Genomic DNA, 14,610 nt, shown 5'->3' with positions numbered 1-14,610 from the left:
ATGGCACGAGCGAATCACCCAGAACACGTCACGCTGGAGACCGAGCCGGTCGACGGCGGCGAGCTGCACAAGTTCCTGTTCGAGGGCCTGCCGGTGCGCGGCATCCTGGTGCGCCTGACCGGCGCCTGGACCGAGATGCTGGCGCGCCGCGAGGCTGCCGGCGGCTACCCCGAGCCGGTGCGCCGGCTGCTCGGCGAGATGAGCGTGGCGGCCACGCTGATGCAGGCCAACATCAAGTTCAACGGTGCGCTGATCCTGCAGATGCAGGGCGACGGCCCGGTGCGCATGGCGGTCGCCGAGGTCCAGCCCGAGCTGGGCCTGCGCGCCACCGCGACGGTCATCGGCGAGGTCGCCGAGGGTGCCGGCGTGGAGGCGCTGCTCAACGTCAACGGCCAGGGCCGCTGCGCCATCACGCTGGACCCGAAGGACCGCAAGCCCGGCCAGACGCCGTACCAGGGCGTGGTGCCGCTGCACGGTGACCAGCGCGAGCCGCTGCAGCAGCTGTCGGAGGTGCTGGAGCACTACATGCTGCAGTCCGAGCAGCTCGACACCCGCCTGGTGCTGGCCGCCGACGACCGCGTCGCCGCCGGGCTGCTGATCCAGCGCCTGCCGGTGCAGGGCGAGAAGAACCTCGAAGGCGGCACCGCCAGCGGCGGGCGCAGCAACGAGGAGGAGATTGGCCTGAACGAGCACTACAACCGCATCGCGATGCTGGCGGCCACGCTCAAGCGCGAGGAGCTGCTGACGCTGGACGTCGACACCATCCTTCGCCGTCTGTTCTGGGAAGAGGACCTGCGCCGCTTCGAGCCGCAGCATCCGCGCTTTGCCTGCACCTGCTCGCGCGAGCGGGTCGCGCGCATGCTCAACGGCCTGGGCCGCGACGAGGTCGAGAGCGTGCTGGCCGAGCGTGGCCACGTCGAGGTCGGCTGCGAGTTCTGCGGCATCCAGTACACCTTCGACCCGATCGACGCGGCCGCGCTGTTCAGCCCGGTCGTGTCGCAGGCCGGCGGGACCGGCACGGTGCAGTGAGCGCCGACCAGGCCGTTCGGAACAGGCCGATACACTTCCCGATCCAGTCGCCGGCCGCGTCGTGTACGCCCCGGCAACCTTGATCCCATCCATCCAAGGACACCCATGACTCGCTGGACCACCCGTCGTTTCCTGAAGACCGCCGGCTTCGCCGCCGCTGCCCTGGTGCTCGTCGCCTGCGGCAAGAAGGAAGAGGCCGCACCGGCCGCCGCCGCCGCCTCGGCACCGCCGCCCCCGCCGCCGGCCAAGGTCTACGTGATCGGCACCGACGCGGCCTACGCGCCCTTCGAGTCGCAGAACGAGAAGGGCGAGATCGTCGGCTTCTCGATGGACATCCTGACCGCCGTGGCGGCCAAGGGCGGCTTCGAGATCAAGTTCGTCAACACGCCGTGGGAAGGCATCTTCAACAGCCTGCAGCAAGGCGACCGTGATGCGCTGATCTCGTCGATCACGATCACCGACGAGCGCAAGCAGACGATGGACTTCAGCGCGCCCTACTTCGACGCCGAGCAGCTGATCGCCGTCAAGGAGACCTCCAAGGTCGCCAAGTTCGGTGACCTGAAGAAGCTCAAGGTCGGCGTGCAGACCGGCACCACCGGCGACGAGGTCGTGACCAAGCTGCTGGGCAAGACCAGCACCAACGTCAAGCGCTTCGAGTCGACCCCGCTGGCGCTCAAGGAACTGCAGTCGGGCGGCGTCGACGCCGTCGTGGCCGACAACGGCGTGGTCATCCACTACGTCGCCAACAACCCGGCCGACAAGTTCAAGACCGTCGCCGACAAGACCAGCTTCGCGCCCGAGCAGTACGGCATCGCCGTGAAGAAGGGCAACACCGAGCTGCTCGAGAAGATCAACAAGGGCCTGGCCGACATCAAGGCCGACGGCAGCTACGACAAGATCTTCGCGACCTACTTCGGCGCGGCTCCGGCTGCGGCGGCCGCAGCGGCCTCGAAGTAAGTCCCGACGGACGCCTGGGGCCGCCAGCCGGTCGCCAGCCGTCCACGTGAACGAAGCCAGCAGGCGGACCTTCGGGTCCGCCTTTTTCATGTCCGCGCCGGCAGCGTCTACCCGGGTCGGCCCGGCTTTTGCAGCAGGTGTGCCCGCCTAAACTGGCGCCCGATCAAGGTGCGCCGCACCGCGCCCAGGTGGCGCCAGGCGCACTCGAACTGGAGACTGCAAGTGGATCTGCGTTGGGAAATCCTGGCCGGCTATGGCCCGTTGTTCGTCGAAGGCGTGCTGATGACCATCAAGCTCACGCTGGTGGCGATCGGTGCCGGCCTGGCACTCGGTGTCGTGTTCGGCCTGGTCAGCAGCTCGGGCGACGCACCGCCGCCGCGCGGCGTGGCCGCGCGCTGGGGCATGCGGCTGCTGCGCGGACTGACCGTCGGCTACGTCACCTTCTTCCGCGGCACGCCGCTGTTCGTGCAGATCCTGCTGGTCCACTTCGCGCTGATGCCCGCGCTGATCCACCCGGACCACGGCCTGCTGCTGGCCGGTGAGGCGGCCCGCACCTTCCGTCAGGAGCACGGTGCCTTCTTCTCGGGCTGCCTGGCGCTGAGCCTGAACGCGGGCGCCTACATCAGCGAGATCTTCCGCGCCGGCATCCAGAGCATCCACCGCGGCCAGACCCAGGCCGGCTACAGCCTCGGCCTGACGCATGCGCAGGCGATGCGCTTCGTGATCCTGCCGCAGGCCTTCCGCCGCATGGTGCCGGCGCTGGTCAACGAGGGCGTCACGCTGATCAAGGACTCGTCGCTGGTCTCGGCCATCGGCCTGGCCGAGCTGGCCCTGGCCGCCCGCACCGTGGCCGGTGCCTACTCCCGCTACTGGGAGCCCTACCTGGCGATCTCGCTGATCTACCTGATCCTGACCCTGGCCCTGTCGGCCTTCGCGAAGCGGCTGGAGGCCCCGGCGCATCTGCGCGGGCGGTGAATGTCGGCCCCCGGTCACGCGTGTACGCGCGACCACCCCCCAAGGGGGTCCGGGCCAGCTTGGGGCGGCCCGGCGCTCGGCCCGGGCGCGCGTTGATCCCCGGTCGCGCAACGACGCGAATCAGGGCGCCCAGTCATCCTCTGGGGTGATGTTTGGCGTGGAGCACCTTCAGGCGTTCACGCGCCACATGCGTGTAGATCTGGGTCGTCGAGATGTCCGCATGGCCCAGCAGCAGCTGGACGGCGCGCAGGTCGGCGCCGTGGTTGAGCAGGTGGGTGGCGAAGGCATGGCGCAGCGTGTGGGGCGACAGCGGCGCGGTGATGCCGGCCGTGCGGGCGTGCTTCTTGACGAGGTTCCAGGCCATCTGGCGGGTCATGCCGGCACCGCGCACGGTCACGAACAGGTCGTCGCACAGGCGGCCCTGCAGCAGCGCCGGGCGCGATTCGGCGAGGTAGCGGACCAGCCAGTGGCGGGCCTCCTCGCCGAAGGGCACGAGGCGTTCCTTGCTGCCCTTGCCCAGCACCTTCAGCACCTGGTCGTCGAGGTTGATCAGCAGCAGGCGCACGCCCACCAGCTCGCTCACGCGCAGGCCGGCGCCGTACATCAGCTCGAACATCGCGCGGTCGCGCAGGCCCAGCGGGGTGTCGACCTCGGGCGCGGCCAGCAAGGCCTCCACCTGGCCTTCTGACAGGCTGCGCGGCAGGCGCTGCGGCTGGCGCGCCGCCGTCAGCTTGAGGGTCGGGTCGGCGCTGCAGAGCGACTCGCGCAGCGCCCAGCGGTAGAAGCGCCGGTAGACCGTCAGGCGGCGGTTGGCGGTGGTGGCGCGGGTCTGGGCATGGCGAGCGGCCATCACGCCCATCAGGTCCAGCTCGCGCGCACCGAGCAGCAGCGGCCGGCCGTCCTGCGCCTGCAGGCCCGAGGCCAGGCCCTGCAGGTCGCGGCGATAGGCGGCCAGGGTGTTGCGCGACAGGCCGTCCTCGAGCCAGAGTGCGTCGAGGAAGCGGTCGATCACCGCCTGATCGTCGGCACGCACCGCCGCGGCGACCGGGGCCGCCGCCCGCTTCAAGCTCGCCGCCATCGGTTCAATCGAGCTTGAGCTTCTGCTGGTCGACGACCTTCTTGTAGACCTCGAACTCGGCCTTGATCTGGGCCGCGAACTGCTCGGGCGTGTTGAGCACCAGCACCGAGCCGGTGGCCTCGATGCGCTGGCGCACGGCCGGGTCCTCGGCCACCTGCTTGACGGCCGCGTGGATCTTGTCGACCACGTCCTTGCTCATGCCCTTGGGACCGTGGATGCCGTAGAAGGCCATGCGGTTGACCGGCTCCAGGCCGATCTCCTTGAAGGTCGGCACATCAGGCAGCTGGGCCAGCCGCTGCGGTGCGGCCACGACGATGGGCACCAGCCGGCCGTCCTTGATGAAGGGCAGGGCCGAGGGCAGGTTGTCGAAGATCATCGGCACCTGGCCGGCCACCGTGTCGTTGAGCGCCGGCCCGGCGCCGCGGTAGGGGATGTGGGTCACGAAGACGCCGGCCAGGCTCTTGTACAGCTCCATCTGCAGATGGCCGATGCCGCCGGTGCCCGAGCTGGAGTAGCTGTAGCGGCCGGGGCTCTTCTTGAGCACCTGCACGAAGGTCTTGTAGTCCCGCGCGATGAAGGTCGGATGCACCGCGATCACGTTGGGCGTGGCCGCCACGTTGATGATGGGCGTGAAGTCGGTGAGCGGGTTGTAGGGCGTGCGCGGGTTGATGGCCGGGTTGGCCGCCGTGGTCGAGACCGTGGCGATCGCCAGCGTGTAGCCGTCCGGCGCGGCCTTGGCGACCAGGTCGGCGCCGATGATGCCGCCGCCGCCGGCCTTGTTCTCGACCACCACCGTCTGGCCCAGCGCCGGGCCGAGCTTCTCGGCCAGCGTGCGGGCAATGATGTCGGTGGTGCCGCCAGGCGCGAACGGCACGATCAGGCGGACCGGCCGGGCCGGCCAGGCCTGGGCCTGCACGAGCAGCGGCGAGGCCGCGAGACCGGCGGCCAGCAGGCCGTGGCGAAGGATGGAGCGACGAGTGGTGTGCATGGGGTTCTCCCGGCGATGGCCGATGCTGCAACCTGCAAGCATCGCCGCGCATTGTGGTTCCTGCGCACAAGGGCAAACCACGAGCCGCCGCTAAGCTTCCGCCCATGCTGACCCACGCCCTGCTGCTGCTGCCCGACTTCCTGCTCATCGTGCTGGGCTTCCTGGTCTGCCGCCATACCGCGCTGGACCGCAGCGTCTGGAACGCGGCCGAACGGCTGGTCTACTGGCTGCTGTTCCCGGTGCTGCTGTTCGTGTCCATCGTGCGCAGCCCGCTGGCGCCGGGCGAGACGCTCAACCTGGCCTTCGGCGGCGTGGCGGTCTTCGGCATCGGCTTCGCGTTGACCGTGCTGATGCGGCGCTGGCCGGGCATCGACGAGATGCGGCTGGCCTCGGGCGCGCAGGTCGCCTTCCGCTTCAATTCCTATGTCGCGCTGGCGCTGGCCGAACGGCTCGGCGGCGCGCAAGGCGTCGCCTGGGTCGCGCTGCTGATCGCGCTGGGCGTGCCGCTGTGCAACCTTGGCGCGGTCTGGTCGCTGGCCCGGCATGGCGGCCACGACACGCTGCGCGAGGTCCTGCGCAACCCGCTGATCATCGCCACCGTGACCGGCCTGGTCGCCAACCAGGCCGGTCTGGTGCTGCCCGGTCCGGTGCAGACCACGCTCACGCGCATCGGCGCGGCCGCCTTGCCGCTGGGCCTGATGGCGGTCGGCGCGGGCCTGCAGTTCGGCGGCCTGCAGAAGGCGCCCGGCCTGGCCGCCGCGCTGCTGGCGATCCGCCACCTGGTGCTGCCGGCCGCTGGCCTGGGCCTGGGCCTGCTGCTGGCCTTGCCGCCAGGACAGGCACAGATCCTGCTCGCCTACGCCGCGCTGCCCACGGCTTCGAGCTGCTACGTGCTGGCCGCCCGGATGGGCGGCGACGGCCCGTACGTGGCGGGCCTGGTCACCGCATCGACCCTGCTGGGCATGTTCAGCGTGCCGCTGGCGATGGTCGCGTTCGCGGCGCTGCAAGGCACCTGAAGCCGGCAGGCCGCGACGCCGGTCGCCGTCCGCCCATCGCCGCGCAGGCCACGGATCAGGGTCGATCCGGATCTTGCATCGTGCACGGATGTGTATACACTTTTCACCATGTCGCCGCGGAGCCCGGCCATCGACGCAGTCCAGCCGGACCGCCCCGATGCCCCGGTCGCGACGTTCGCTCCTCACAGAGCCCGCTGTGGTGAGGGGAAGGTGCCCAGCCTCGTGCGCGGCGCCTTCCCACCCACATCCGCGTGCCCCTGATCGGTTCAGGGGGACGCACAGCGTGAGGACGCGATGGAAACCTACCTTCTCGACTGGGCCAACCTGCTGCTGCGCTGGGTCCACGTCATCACGGCTATCGCCTGGATCGGCTCGTCGTTCTACTTCGTCTTTCTCGACAACAGCCTGACCCGGCCGACCGCGCCGGACCTGGTCGGCAAGGGCGTCGACGGCGAGCTGTGGGCGGTCCACGGCGGTGGCTTCTACAACCCGCAGAAGTACCTCGTCGCGCCGAAGTCGCTGCCGCAGAACCTGCACTGGTTCTTCTGGGAAAGCTACAGCACCTGGCTGAGCGGCTTCGGGCTGTTCACGGTGCTCTACCTGTTCAATGCCGGCACCTTCCTGGTCGACAAGCGCGTGCACGACTGGTCGCCGGGCCTGGCCATCGGCGCGGCGCTGGGCTTCCTGGCGGCGTTCTGGATCGTCTACGACCTGATCTGCCGCAGCCTCGGCCGCAAGAAGAACGGCGACCTGCTGGTCGGCCTGGGCGTGACCGTGTTCATCGTCGCGGCGAGCTGGCTGGCCTGCCAGCTGTTCGCCGGCCGGGCGGCCTTCCTGCTGATGGGCGCGATGATCGCCACGGCCATGAGCGCCAACGTGTTCTTCTGGATCATCCCCGGCCAGCGCACCGTGATCGCGCAGATGAAGGCCGGCCAGCCGGTCGACCCGATCCACGGCCAGCGTGCCAAGCAGCGCAGCGTGCACAACACCTACTTCACGCTGCCGGTGCTGATCGCGATGCTGTCCAACCACTACGGCTGGCTCTACCAGGGCACGCACAACTGGCTGGTGCTGGTGCTCCTGATGCTGGCCGGCGCACTGATCCGCCACAGCTTCGTGGCCCGCCACAAGGCCCTGGTGCTGGGCAAGCGCGTGCCCTGGGAACAGGCCGGTGCCGGCGTGCTGGTGCTGCTGGGCCTGGTGATCTGGCTGGCACCCGCGCCGCAGACCGCCGCCCAGAAGGCCGCGCAGGCTCAGCCGGTGAGCTATGACCTGATCGCCCCGGTGATGCAGCAACGCTGCGTGATGTGCCACAACGAACAGCTCCAGAACAAGGGCATCGCGCTGCACACGCCCGATCTCGTCAAGCAGCATGCGCAGGCCGTGTACCAGCAGGCGGTCGTGCTCAAGCTCATGCCGATGAACAACGCCACCCAGATCACCGACGACGAACGGGCGCTCATCCAGCGCTGGTTCGAGGCCGGCGCACCGGCGCCCTGACCGGTCGCACCGCCTCACGCCCACCCCCCGCAGTCCCACCGACGATCCACAGATGACCCGCCTTGACGGGCACGAGGAGACACGAAGATGACCGACACCACGAAGGACACGGGCGTGCACCCGGTCGACGAGAAGCTGCCCACGCCGCGCCTGGTCGCGCTGGGCTTCCAGCACGTGCTGGTGATGTATGCCGGCGCCATCGCGGTGCCGCTGATCGTCGGGCGTGCGCTCAAGCTCAGCCCCGAGCAGGTCGCGCTGCTGATCTCGGCCGACCTGTTCTGCTGCGGCATCGTCACGCTGATCCAGTCGCTGGGCGTGACGCAGTGGTTCGGCATCCGCCTGCCGGTGATGATGGGCGTGACCTTCGCCGCCGTCGGCCCGATGGTGGCCATGGCCGAGTCCATGCCGGGCCTGGACGGCGCACGCACGATCTTCGGCGCCATCATCGCGGCGGGCGTGATCGGCATGGTGATCGCGCCGCTGGCCAGCCGCATGCTGCGCTTCTTCCCGCCGGTGGTGACCGGCACCATCATCGCGATCATCGGCATCAGCCTGATGCGCGTGGGCATCGGCTGGGCCATGGGCGGACCGGCCTTCCTGGCCAAGATCCCCGACCCGGCGCACCTCCAGGCGGTGGCCAACGCCAAGGCCGCCGGCACCGCGCTGCCGGTGGGCGCCGCGCCGATGATCCCGAACCCGAACTACGCGGCGCTGGACAACATGGCCATCGCGCTGTTCGTGCTCGCCTGCATCCTGCTGATCGCCAAGTACGGCCGTGGCTTCATCGCCAACATCTCCGTGCTGCTGGGCATCGTGATCGGCGGCGTGGTCGCCACGCTGGCCGGCAAGATGACCTTCGGCAAGGTCGCGAGCGCGCACTGGTTCGACCTCGTGCTGCCCTTCTCCTTCGGCATGCCGATCTTCGACCCGGTGCTGATCGCCACGATGGTGCTGGTGATGATCGTGACCTTCATCGAGTCGACCGGCATGTTCCTCGCGCTGAGCGACCTGACCGGTCGCAAGCTGACCTCGCAGAGCCTGGCCGCCGGCCTGCGCACCGACGGCCTGGGCACGCTGATCGGCGGCATCTTCAACACCTTCCCGTACACCAGCTTCTCGCAGAACGTCGGCCTGGTCGGCGTGACCGGCGTGCGCAGCCGCTTCGTCTGCGTCGCCGGCGGCATCATCCTGATCGTGCTGGGCCTGATCCCGAAGATGGCCGCGCTGGTCGAGTCGCTGCCGCAGTTCGTGCTCGGCGGCGCCGGCCTGGTGATGTTCGGCATGGTCGCGGCGACCGGCGTGCGCATCCTCGCGGGCGTCGACTACAAGGCCAACAAGAACAACCTCTACATCGTCGCGGTGTCGATCAGTGCGGGCATGATCCCGCTGGTCGCGCCAGCGTGGACGCAGCACATGCCGCACGGGCTGCACCCGCTGCTGGAGTCGGGCATCCTGCTGACGACGATCTCGGCGGTCGTGCTCAACCTGTTCTTCAACGGTGGCGGCTCGGCCGAGGCCGGCGAACGCGAGGCCCGCATCGCCGCGATGCAGGCCGAAGGCGGTCACTGACGTCGACGGAACCCACATGACCACGCTCCTGATCCGCCATGCCACCCTGCTCGTCACGATGGACGCGCAGCGCCGCGAGATACCCGACGGCGCCGTCTTCATCCGCGACCACGTGATCGAGCAGGTCGGCCCGAGCGATCAGCTGCCCGCGCAGGCCGACGAGGTGATCGATGCGCGCGGCCAGGTCGTCATCCCCGGCCTGGTCAACACGCACCACCACATGTACCAGTCGCTGACGCGCGTGGTGCGCCCGGCGCAGGACTGCGAGCTGTTCCAGTGGCTGCGCACGCTCTACCCGATCTGGGCGGGCCTGACGCCCGAGCACGCGCACGTGTCGACCCAGACGGCCATGGCCGAGCTGCTGCTGTCGGGCTGCACCACCAGCGCCGACCACCTCTACATCTACCCCAACGGCGTGCGGCTGGACGACACGCTGGAGGCGGCGCGCGAGATCGGCATGCGCTTCCATGCCTCGCGCGGTTCGATGAGCGTCGGCCAGAGCCAGGGTGGCCTGCCGCCGGACCGGGTGGTCGAGCGCGAAGCCGACATCCTCGCCGACACCCAGCGCGTGATCGAGCGCTGGCACGACCCGGCCCGCCACGCGATGCAGCGCGTGGTGGTCGCACCCTGCTCGCCCTTCTCGGTCAGCCGCGAGCTGATGCGCGATGCGGCGCTGCTGGCGCGCCAGCACGGTGTGTCGCTGCACACCCACCTGGCCGAGAACGACAACGACATCGCCTACACGCGCGAGACCTTCGGCTGCACGCCGGCCGAATACGCCGAGCAGCTCGGCTGGGTCGGCCCGGACGTCTGGCATGCCCACTGCGTCAAGCTCGACGAGGCCGGCATCGCGCTGTTCGCGCGCACGGGCACCGGCATCTCGCACTGCCCGGGCTCGAACATGCGGCTCGCCTCGGGCGCCGCGCCGATCCGGGCGATGCGCGACGCCGGCGTGAAGGTCTCGCTCGCGGTCGACGGCTCGGCCAGCAACGACAGCGGCCACATGCTCGACGAGGCCCGCCTGGCGCTGCTGCTGCAACGCGTCTCGCACGGCCCGCTCAAGGGACCGACCGCGATGACCGCCCGCGAGGTGCTGGAGATCGCCACGCTCGGCGGCGCCCAGGTGCTCAACCGCGACGACATCGGCGCGCTGGCGCCGGGCATGAGCGCCGACCTGGTGACCTTCCCGCTCGACACCATCGGCCTGGCCGGTGCCCACCACGACCCGCTGGCCGCGCTGTTCTTCTGCCACGTGCCGCGCGTGCAGCACAGCATCGTGCACGGCCGCGTGGTGGTGCGTGACGGCGTGCTGGCCACGGTCGACCTGCCGCGCCTGATCGAGCGCCACAACCGCCTCGCGACCGCGCTGGTCGAGGCATGATCCCGGCTCCCAACCACGACCCTCAGGAGTCCTGACCCATGCCCACCATCCGCGTCGAACTGATGACCGGCCGCACCGTCGAGCAGAAGCGCGCCCTGGCCGCCGCCCTGACCGAAGCCACCGTCCGCACCCTCGGCGGCAACGCATCGAGCGTCGACGTCGTGTTCTTCGACATCGAACGCCACGACTGGGCCACCGGCGGCGAGCTGTGGCTGGACAAGATGGCGGCACCGCCGGCCTCGGCGGGTTGACCCGGAAGCCCGGCCCCTGGACACAAGGAAAAGCCCGCACACAGCGGGCTTTTCCTTGTGCGCCGGGCGTGCGCGCGCCGCAGCGGTGGTTCGATTCGGAGGCAGCCGGAAGCCCACCTTTCCTGCCCCGCCCCATTCCTCCCCGGAATGGCCGGAATGCCCAGCCTGCGCTTCTGTGCAGGCGGGGTCTTCGCCACCATCCGTCCCAGTCGGTGTCAACCACAACTGGAGCAACGCGATGGCGAAGATGAAGGCCGCGATGGCCGCCGTGCTGGTGATGGAGAAGGAAGGCGTGACGCAGGCCTTCGGGGTGCCGGGGGCCGCGATCAATCCGCTGTACGCGGCGATGCGTGAACACGGCGGGATCGGCCACATCCTGGCCCGCCACGTCGAGGGCGCCTCGCACATGGCCGAGGGCTACACCCGCGCCCGGGCCGGCAACATCGGCGTGTGCATCGGCACCTCCGGGCCGGCCGGCACCGACATGATCACCGGGCTGTACTCGGCCAGCGCCGACTCCATTCCCATCCTGTGCGTGACCGGCCAGGCGCCGCGCGCCCGGCTGCACAAGGAGGACTTCCAGGCCATCGACATCGCCAGCATCGCCAAGCCGGTCACCAAGTGGGCGACCACGGTGATGGAGCCGGCGCAGGTGCCGAGGGCCTTCCAGCAGGCCTTCCACCTGATGCGCTCGGGCCGACCCGGCCCCGTGCTGATCGACCTGCCCTTCGACGTGCAGCAGGCCGAGATCGAGTTCGACATCGAGACCTACGAGCCGCTGCCGGTCTACAAGCCGGCAGCGACGCGCAAGCAGGTCGAGCGCGCGCTGGACCTGCTGGCGAGCGCCGAGCGGCCGCTGATCGTGGCCGGCGGCGGCATCATCAACGCCGATGCCTCGGCGCTGCTGGTCGAGTTCGCCGAGCTGACCGGCATCCCGGTGATCCCGACGCTGATGGGCTGGGGCAGCATCCCCGACGACCACCCGCTGATGGCCGGCATGGTCGGCCTGCAGACCAGCCACCGCTACGGCAACGCGACGATGCTGGCGAGCGACTTCGTCATCGGCATCGGCAACCGCTGGGCCAACCGCCACACCGGCTCGCCGGAGGTCTACTGCAAGGGTCGCCGCTTCATCCACGTCGACATCGAGCCGACCCAGATCGGCCGCGTCTTCGCGCCGGACTTCGGCATCGTCTCGGACGCCCGCGCCGCGCTGGCCCTGTTCGTCGAGGTCGCCCGCGAACGCGCCGCCGCCGGCACGCTGCCCGATCGCCGCGGCTGGGCGAGCGAATGCCTGGCCCGCAAGGGCTCGGTCGAGTACCTGCGCAAGACCCATTTCGACACCGTGCCGATGAAGCCGCAGCGGGTCTACCAGTGCATGAACCGCGCCTTCGGCCGCGACACCACCTACGTGTCCACGATCGGCCTGAGCCAGATCGCCGGCGCGCAGTTCCTGCACGTCTACCAGCCGCGCCACTGGATCAACTGCGGCCAGGCCGGTCCGCTGGGCTGGACCGTGCCGGCCGCGCTGGGCGTGCGCGCGGCCGACCCGACACGGCGCATCGTCGCGCTGTCGGGCGACTACGACTTCCAGTTCATGCTGGAGGAACTGGCGGTCGGCGCCCAGTTCAAGCTGCCCTACATCCACATGGTCGTGAACAACAGCTACCTCGGCCTGATCCGCCAGAGCCAGCGCGGCTTCAGCATGGACTACTGCGTGCAGCTCGGCTTCGACAACATCAACACGCCCGCCGACGAGCCGGCGATGGGCTACGGCGTCGACCACATCAAGGTGGTCGAGGGCCTGGGCTGCAAGGCGATCCGGGTGCACCGCCAGGAGGAACTGGCGCCGGCGATCGCCCAGGCCGATGCGTGGATGGCCGAACACCGCGTGCCGGTGGTGATCGAGGTGCTGCTCGAACGCGTCACCAACATCGCCATGGGCACCGAGATCGACCACATCGTCGAGTTCGAGCCGCTGGCGGCCGAGCGCGCCGATGCGCCGACCGCCGTGTCGGCGTCGATGCTCGACTGAACGCGCCGGGCCAGAGAATCCGGCGCCGACAGAACATTCCCCCGACCCCACCCGAACACAGGACGTCCCATGCCCCGCTTCAGCGCCAACCTCTCGATGCTGTTCACCGAGGTGCCGATGATCGAGCGCTACGCCGCCGCCGCTGCGGCCGGCTTCCGCGCCGTCGAGGTCCAGTTCCCCTACGAGCATCCGGCCGAGGTCGTGCGGGCCCAGCTCGAAGCCCATGACCTGACGATGGTGCTGCACAACCTGCCGGCCGGCGACTGGGCCGGCGGCGAGCGCGGCATCGCCTGCCTGCCCGACCGCGTCGACGAGTTCCGCGACGGCGTGGCCCGCGCCATCGGCTACGCCCGCACGCTGGGCGTGCCGCAGCTGAACTGCCTGGCCGGCATCGCGCCGCTGGGTGCGGACGAGCGGGTGCTGCGCGCCACGCTGGTCGGCAACCTGCGCTTCGCGGCCAGCGAACTCGCCAAGGCCGGGCTGGGCCTGCTGATCGAGCCGATCAACACCTTCGACATCCCAGGCTTCCATGTCAGCCGCACCGCGCAGGCGCTGGACATCCTCGACGAGGTCGGCGCGGCCAACGCCAAGGTCCAGTTCGACTGCTACCACGCCCAGCGCATGGAGGGCGAGCTGTGCGGCACGCTGAGCCGCCACCTCGCGCGCATCGGCCATGTCCAGATCGCCGACAACCCCGGCCGCCACGAGCCCGGCACCGGCGAGATCGCGCACGACTTCCTGTTCCGGCACCTCGATGCGATCGGCTACCGCGGCTGGGTCGGCTGCGAGTACAAGCCCGCGACCACCACCGTCGCCGGCCTGGGATGGCTCGACAGGCTCACAAGGTGAGCCACTGAACGCGCCACGACACGACACGACAAATCATCGAGAGGAGACCCCACATGACTCAGCAACGCATCGGCTTCATCGGCCTGGGCATCATGGGCGCGCCGATGTGCGGCCACCTGATCGCCGCCGGCCACCAGGTCTTCGTGTTCGCCCGCAGCAAGCTGCCGCCGGCCATCGTCGACAGCCCGGCGACGCGCTGCGCCAGCGCGGCCGAGGTGGCGCAGCGCGCCGACGTGATCGTCACCATGCTGCCCGACACGCCCGACGTCGAGGCCGTGCTGTTCGGCGGCGGCGGCATCGCCGAGGGCCTGAGGCAGCGACCGGCCGGCGCGGCGCGCGCCACGGTGGTCGACATGAGCTCGATCTCGCCGATTGCCACGAAGGACATGGCCGCGCGCATCGAGGCACTCGGCGCGGACCACCTGGACGCGCCGGTCTCGGGCGGCGAGGTCGGCGCGCGCAACGCCACGCTGTCCATCATGGTCGGCGGCGGCGAGGCGGTGTTCGAGCGCATCCGGCCGCTGTTCGAGACGGTGGGCAAGAACATCACCCGGGTCGGCGGCCACGGCGACGGCCAGACCGCCAAGGTCGCCAACCAGATCATCGTCGCGCTCAACATCGAGGCGGTCGGCGAGGCCCTGCTGTTCGCGGCCAAGGCCGGTGCCGATCCGGCCAAGGTGCGCCAGGCGCTGATGGGCGGCTTCGCGGCCAGCCGCATCCTGGAGGTGCACGGCGAGCGCATGGTCAAGCGCACCTTCGAGCCGGGCTTCCGCATCGAGCTGCACCAGAAGGACCTGAACCTCGCGCTGAGCAGCGCCCGCGCCCTGGGCGTCAGCCTGCCCAACACCGCGACCGCGCAGGAGCTGTTCAACGCCTGCGCCGCGCACGGCGGCAAGGGCTGGGACCACTCGGCGATGGTGCGGGCGCTGGAAAAGATGGCGAACTTCGAGATCGGGTCGGGCCGCTGACCTAGGATGTTTCC

General features: G+C 70.0%; 13 protein-coding genes. 11 read left to right on the top strand and 2 right to left on the bottom strand.

Features of this window, described 5'->3' with window-relative positions:
• From hslO to Q8X39_RS04510, 3 genes are all read left to right on the top strand, one after another.
• Complete coding sequence (gene hslO, locus Q8X39_RS04520) at positions 1 to 1,029, top strand: Hsp33 family molecular chaperone HslO (RefSeq protein ID WP_305748442.1); 1,029 nt, start codon at positions 1 to 3, stop codon at positions 1,027 to 1,029.
• 105 nt (positions 1,030 to 1,134) lie between these two features.
• Positions 1,135 to 1,986 carry a basic amino acid ABC transporter substrate-binding protein gene (locus Q8X39_RS04515; RefSeq protein WP_305748441.1) on the top strand — a complete coding sequence of 284 codons (852 nt, stop codon included), beginning with the start codon at positions 1,135 to 1,137 and terminating at the stop codon, positions 1,984 to 1,986.
• Positions 1,987 to 2,208: 222 nt separating this feature from the next.
• Positions 2,209 to 2,961, top strand: a complete 753-nt coding sequence (locus Q8X39_RS04510; RefSeq protein ID WP_305748440.1) for an amino acid ABC transporter permease — start codon at positions 2,209 to 2,211, stop codon at positions 2,959 to 2,961.
• A 133-nt stretch (positions 2,962 to 3,094) separates the two neighbouring features.
• Here Q8X39_RS04510 and xerD read toward each other — a convergent pair whose 3' ends face one another.
• Positions 3,095 to 4,039, bottom strand: coding sequence for a site-specific tyrosine recombinase XerD (gene xerD, locus Q8X39_RS04505; protein ID WP_305748439.1), 945 nt, complete (start codon positions 4,037 to 4,039; stop codon positions 3,095 to 3,097).
• A gap of 4 nt (positions 4,040 to 4,043) precedes the next feature.
• A complete protein-coding gene (locus Q8X39_RS04500; protein WP_305748438.1) occupies positions 4,044 to 5,027 on the bottom strand; it encodes a tripartite tricarboxylate transporter substrate binding protein BugE in 984 nt (327 codons plus the stop codon).
• A 104-nt stretch (positions 5,028 to 5,131) separates the two neighbouring features.
• Here Q8X39_RS04500 and Q8X39_RS04495 point away from each other — a divergent pair, with 104 nt between their 5' ends.
• The 8 genes from Q8X39_RS04495 (at position 5,132) to Q8X39_RS04460 (ending at position 14,596) form a co-directional block, all read left to right on the top strand.
• Positions 5,132 to 6,043, top strand: a complete 912-nt coding sequence (locus Q8X39_RS04495) for an AEC family transporter (protein WP_305748437.1) — start codon at positions 5,132 to 5,134, stop codon at positions 6,041 to 6,043.
• Between the two features lie 294 nt (positions 6,044 to 6,337).
• The gene (locus Q8X39_RS04490; RefSeq protein WP_305748436.1) at positions 6,338 to 7,543 is read left to right on the top strand and encodes a urate hydroxylase PuuD; all 1,206 of its coding nucleotides are present in this window, start codon (positions 6,338 to 6,340) and stop codon (positions 7,541 to 7,543) included.
• 87 nt (positions 7,544 to 7,630) lie between these two features.
• Positions 7,631 to 9,112, top strand: coding sequence for a nucleobase:cation symporter-2 family protein (locus tag Q8X39_RS04485; protein ID WP_305748435.1), 1,482 nt, complete (start codon positions 7,631 to 7,633; stop codon positions 9,110 to 9,112).
• 16 nt (positions 9,113 to 9,128) lie between these two features.
• Complete coding sequence (locus Q8X39_RS04480) at positions 9,129 to 10,493, top strand: 8-oxoguanine deaminase (protein WP_305748434.1); 1,365 nt, start codon at positions 9,129 to 9,131, stop codon at positions 10,491 to 10,493.
• 38 nt (positions 10,494 to 10,531) lie between these two features.
• A complete protein-coding gene (locus Q8X39_RS04475) occupies positions 10,532 to 10,744 on the top strand; it encodes a 4-oxalocrotonate tautomerase (protein WP_305748433.1) in 213 nt (70 codons plus the stop codon).
• A gap of 238 nt (positions 10,745 to 10,982) precedes the next feature.
• Positions 10,983 to 12,779 (top strand): glyoxylate carboligase, encoded by a 1,797-nt coding sequence (gene gcl / locus Q8X39_RS04470; RefSeq protein ID WP_305748432.1) that lies wholly within the window; start codon positions 10,983 to 10,985, stop codon positions 12,777 to 12,779.
• 69 nt (positions 12,780 to 12,848) lie between these two features.
• Entirely contained in the window at positions 12,849 to 13,628 is a 780-nt protein-coding gene (gene hyi, locus Q8X39_RS04465; RefSeq protein WP_305748431.1) for a hydroxypyruvate isomerase, read from the top strand.
• A gap of 53 nt (positions 13,629 to 13,681) precedes the next feature.
• On the top strand, positions 13,682 to 14,596 hold the full coding sequence (locus Q8X39_RS04460; RefSeq protein WP_305748430.1) for a 2-hydroxy-3-oxopropionate reductase: 915 nt from the start codon (positions 13,682 to 13,684) through the stop codon (positions 14,594 to 14,596).
• Positions 14,597 to 14,610: the final 14 nt, after the last annotated feature.

Source organism: Leptothrix discophora (genome assembly GCF_030705305.1).
Taxonomy (GTDB): Bacteria; Pseudomonadota; Gammaproteobacteria; order Burkholderiales; family Burkholderiaceae_C; genus Sphaerotilus; species Sphaerotilus discophorus.
The sequence above is the reverse complement of the archived record's forward strand: the minus strand, read 5'-3'. Positions and strand labels throughout refer to the sequence as shown.

Bases quoted from the DNA above. Each gene is read 5' to 3' on its own strand.
- xerD (WP_305748439.1), bottom strand. From the start codon at position 4,039: ATGGCGGCGAGCTTGAAGCGGGCGGCGGCCCCGGTCGCCGCGGCGGTG.
- Q8X39_RS04515 (WP_305748441.1), top strand. From the start codon at position 1,135: ATGACTCGCTGGACCACCCGTCGTTTCCTGAAGACCGCCGGCTTCGCC.
- Q8X39_RS04500 (WP_305748438.1), bottom strand. From the start codon at position 5,027: ATGCACACCACTCGTCGCTCCATCCTTCGCCACGGCCTGCTGGCCGCC.
- Q8X39_RS04490 (WP_305748436.1), top strand. From the start codon at position 6,338: ATGGAAACCTACCTTCTCGACTGGGCCAACCTGCTGCTGCGCTGGGTC.
- Q8X39_RS04485 (WP_305748435.1), top strand. From the start codon at position 7,631: ATGACCGACACCACGAAGGACACGGGCGTGCACCCGGTCGACGAGAAG.
- Q8X39_RS04495 (WP_305748437.1), top strand. From the start codon at position 5,132: ATGCTGACCCACGCCCTGCTGCTGCTGCCCGACTTCCTGCTCATCGTG.
- hyi (WP_305748431.1), top strand. From the start codon at position 12,849: ATGCCCCGCTTCAGCGCCAACCTCTCGATGCTGTTCACCGAGGTGCCG.
- Q8X39_RS04460 (WP_305748430.1), top strand. From the start codon at position 13,682: ATGACTCAGCAACGCATCGGCTTCATCGGCCTGGGCATCATGGGCGCG.
- gcl (WP_305748432.1), top strand. From the start codon at position 10,983: ATGGCGAAGATGAAGGCCGCGATGGCCGCCGTGCTGGTGATGGAGAAG.
- hslO (WP_305748442.1), top strand. From the start codon at position 1: ATGGCACGAGCGAATCACCCAGAACACGTCACGCTGGAGACCGAGCCG.
- Q8X39_RS04475 (WP_305748433.1), top strand. From the start codon at position 10,532: ATGCCCACCATCCGCGTCGAACTGATGACCGGCCGCACCGTCGAGCAG.
- Q8X39_RS04480 (WP_305748434.1), top strand. From the start codon at position 9,129: ATGACCACGCTCCTGATCCGCCATGCCACCCTGCTCGTCACGATGGAC.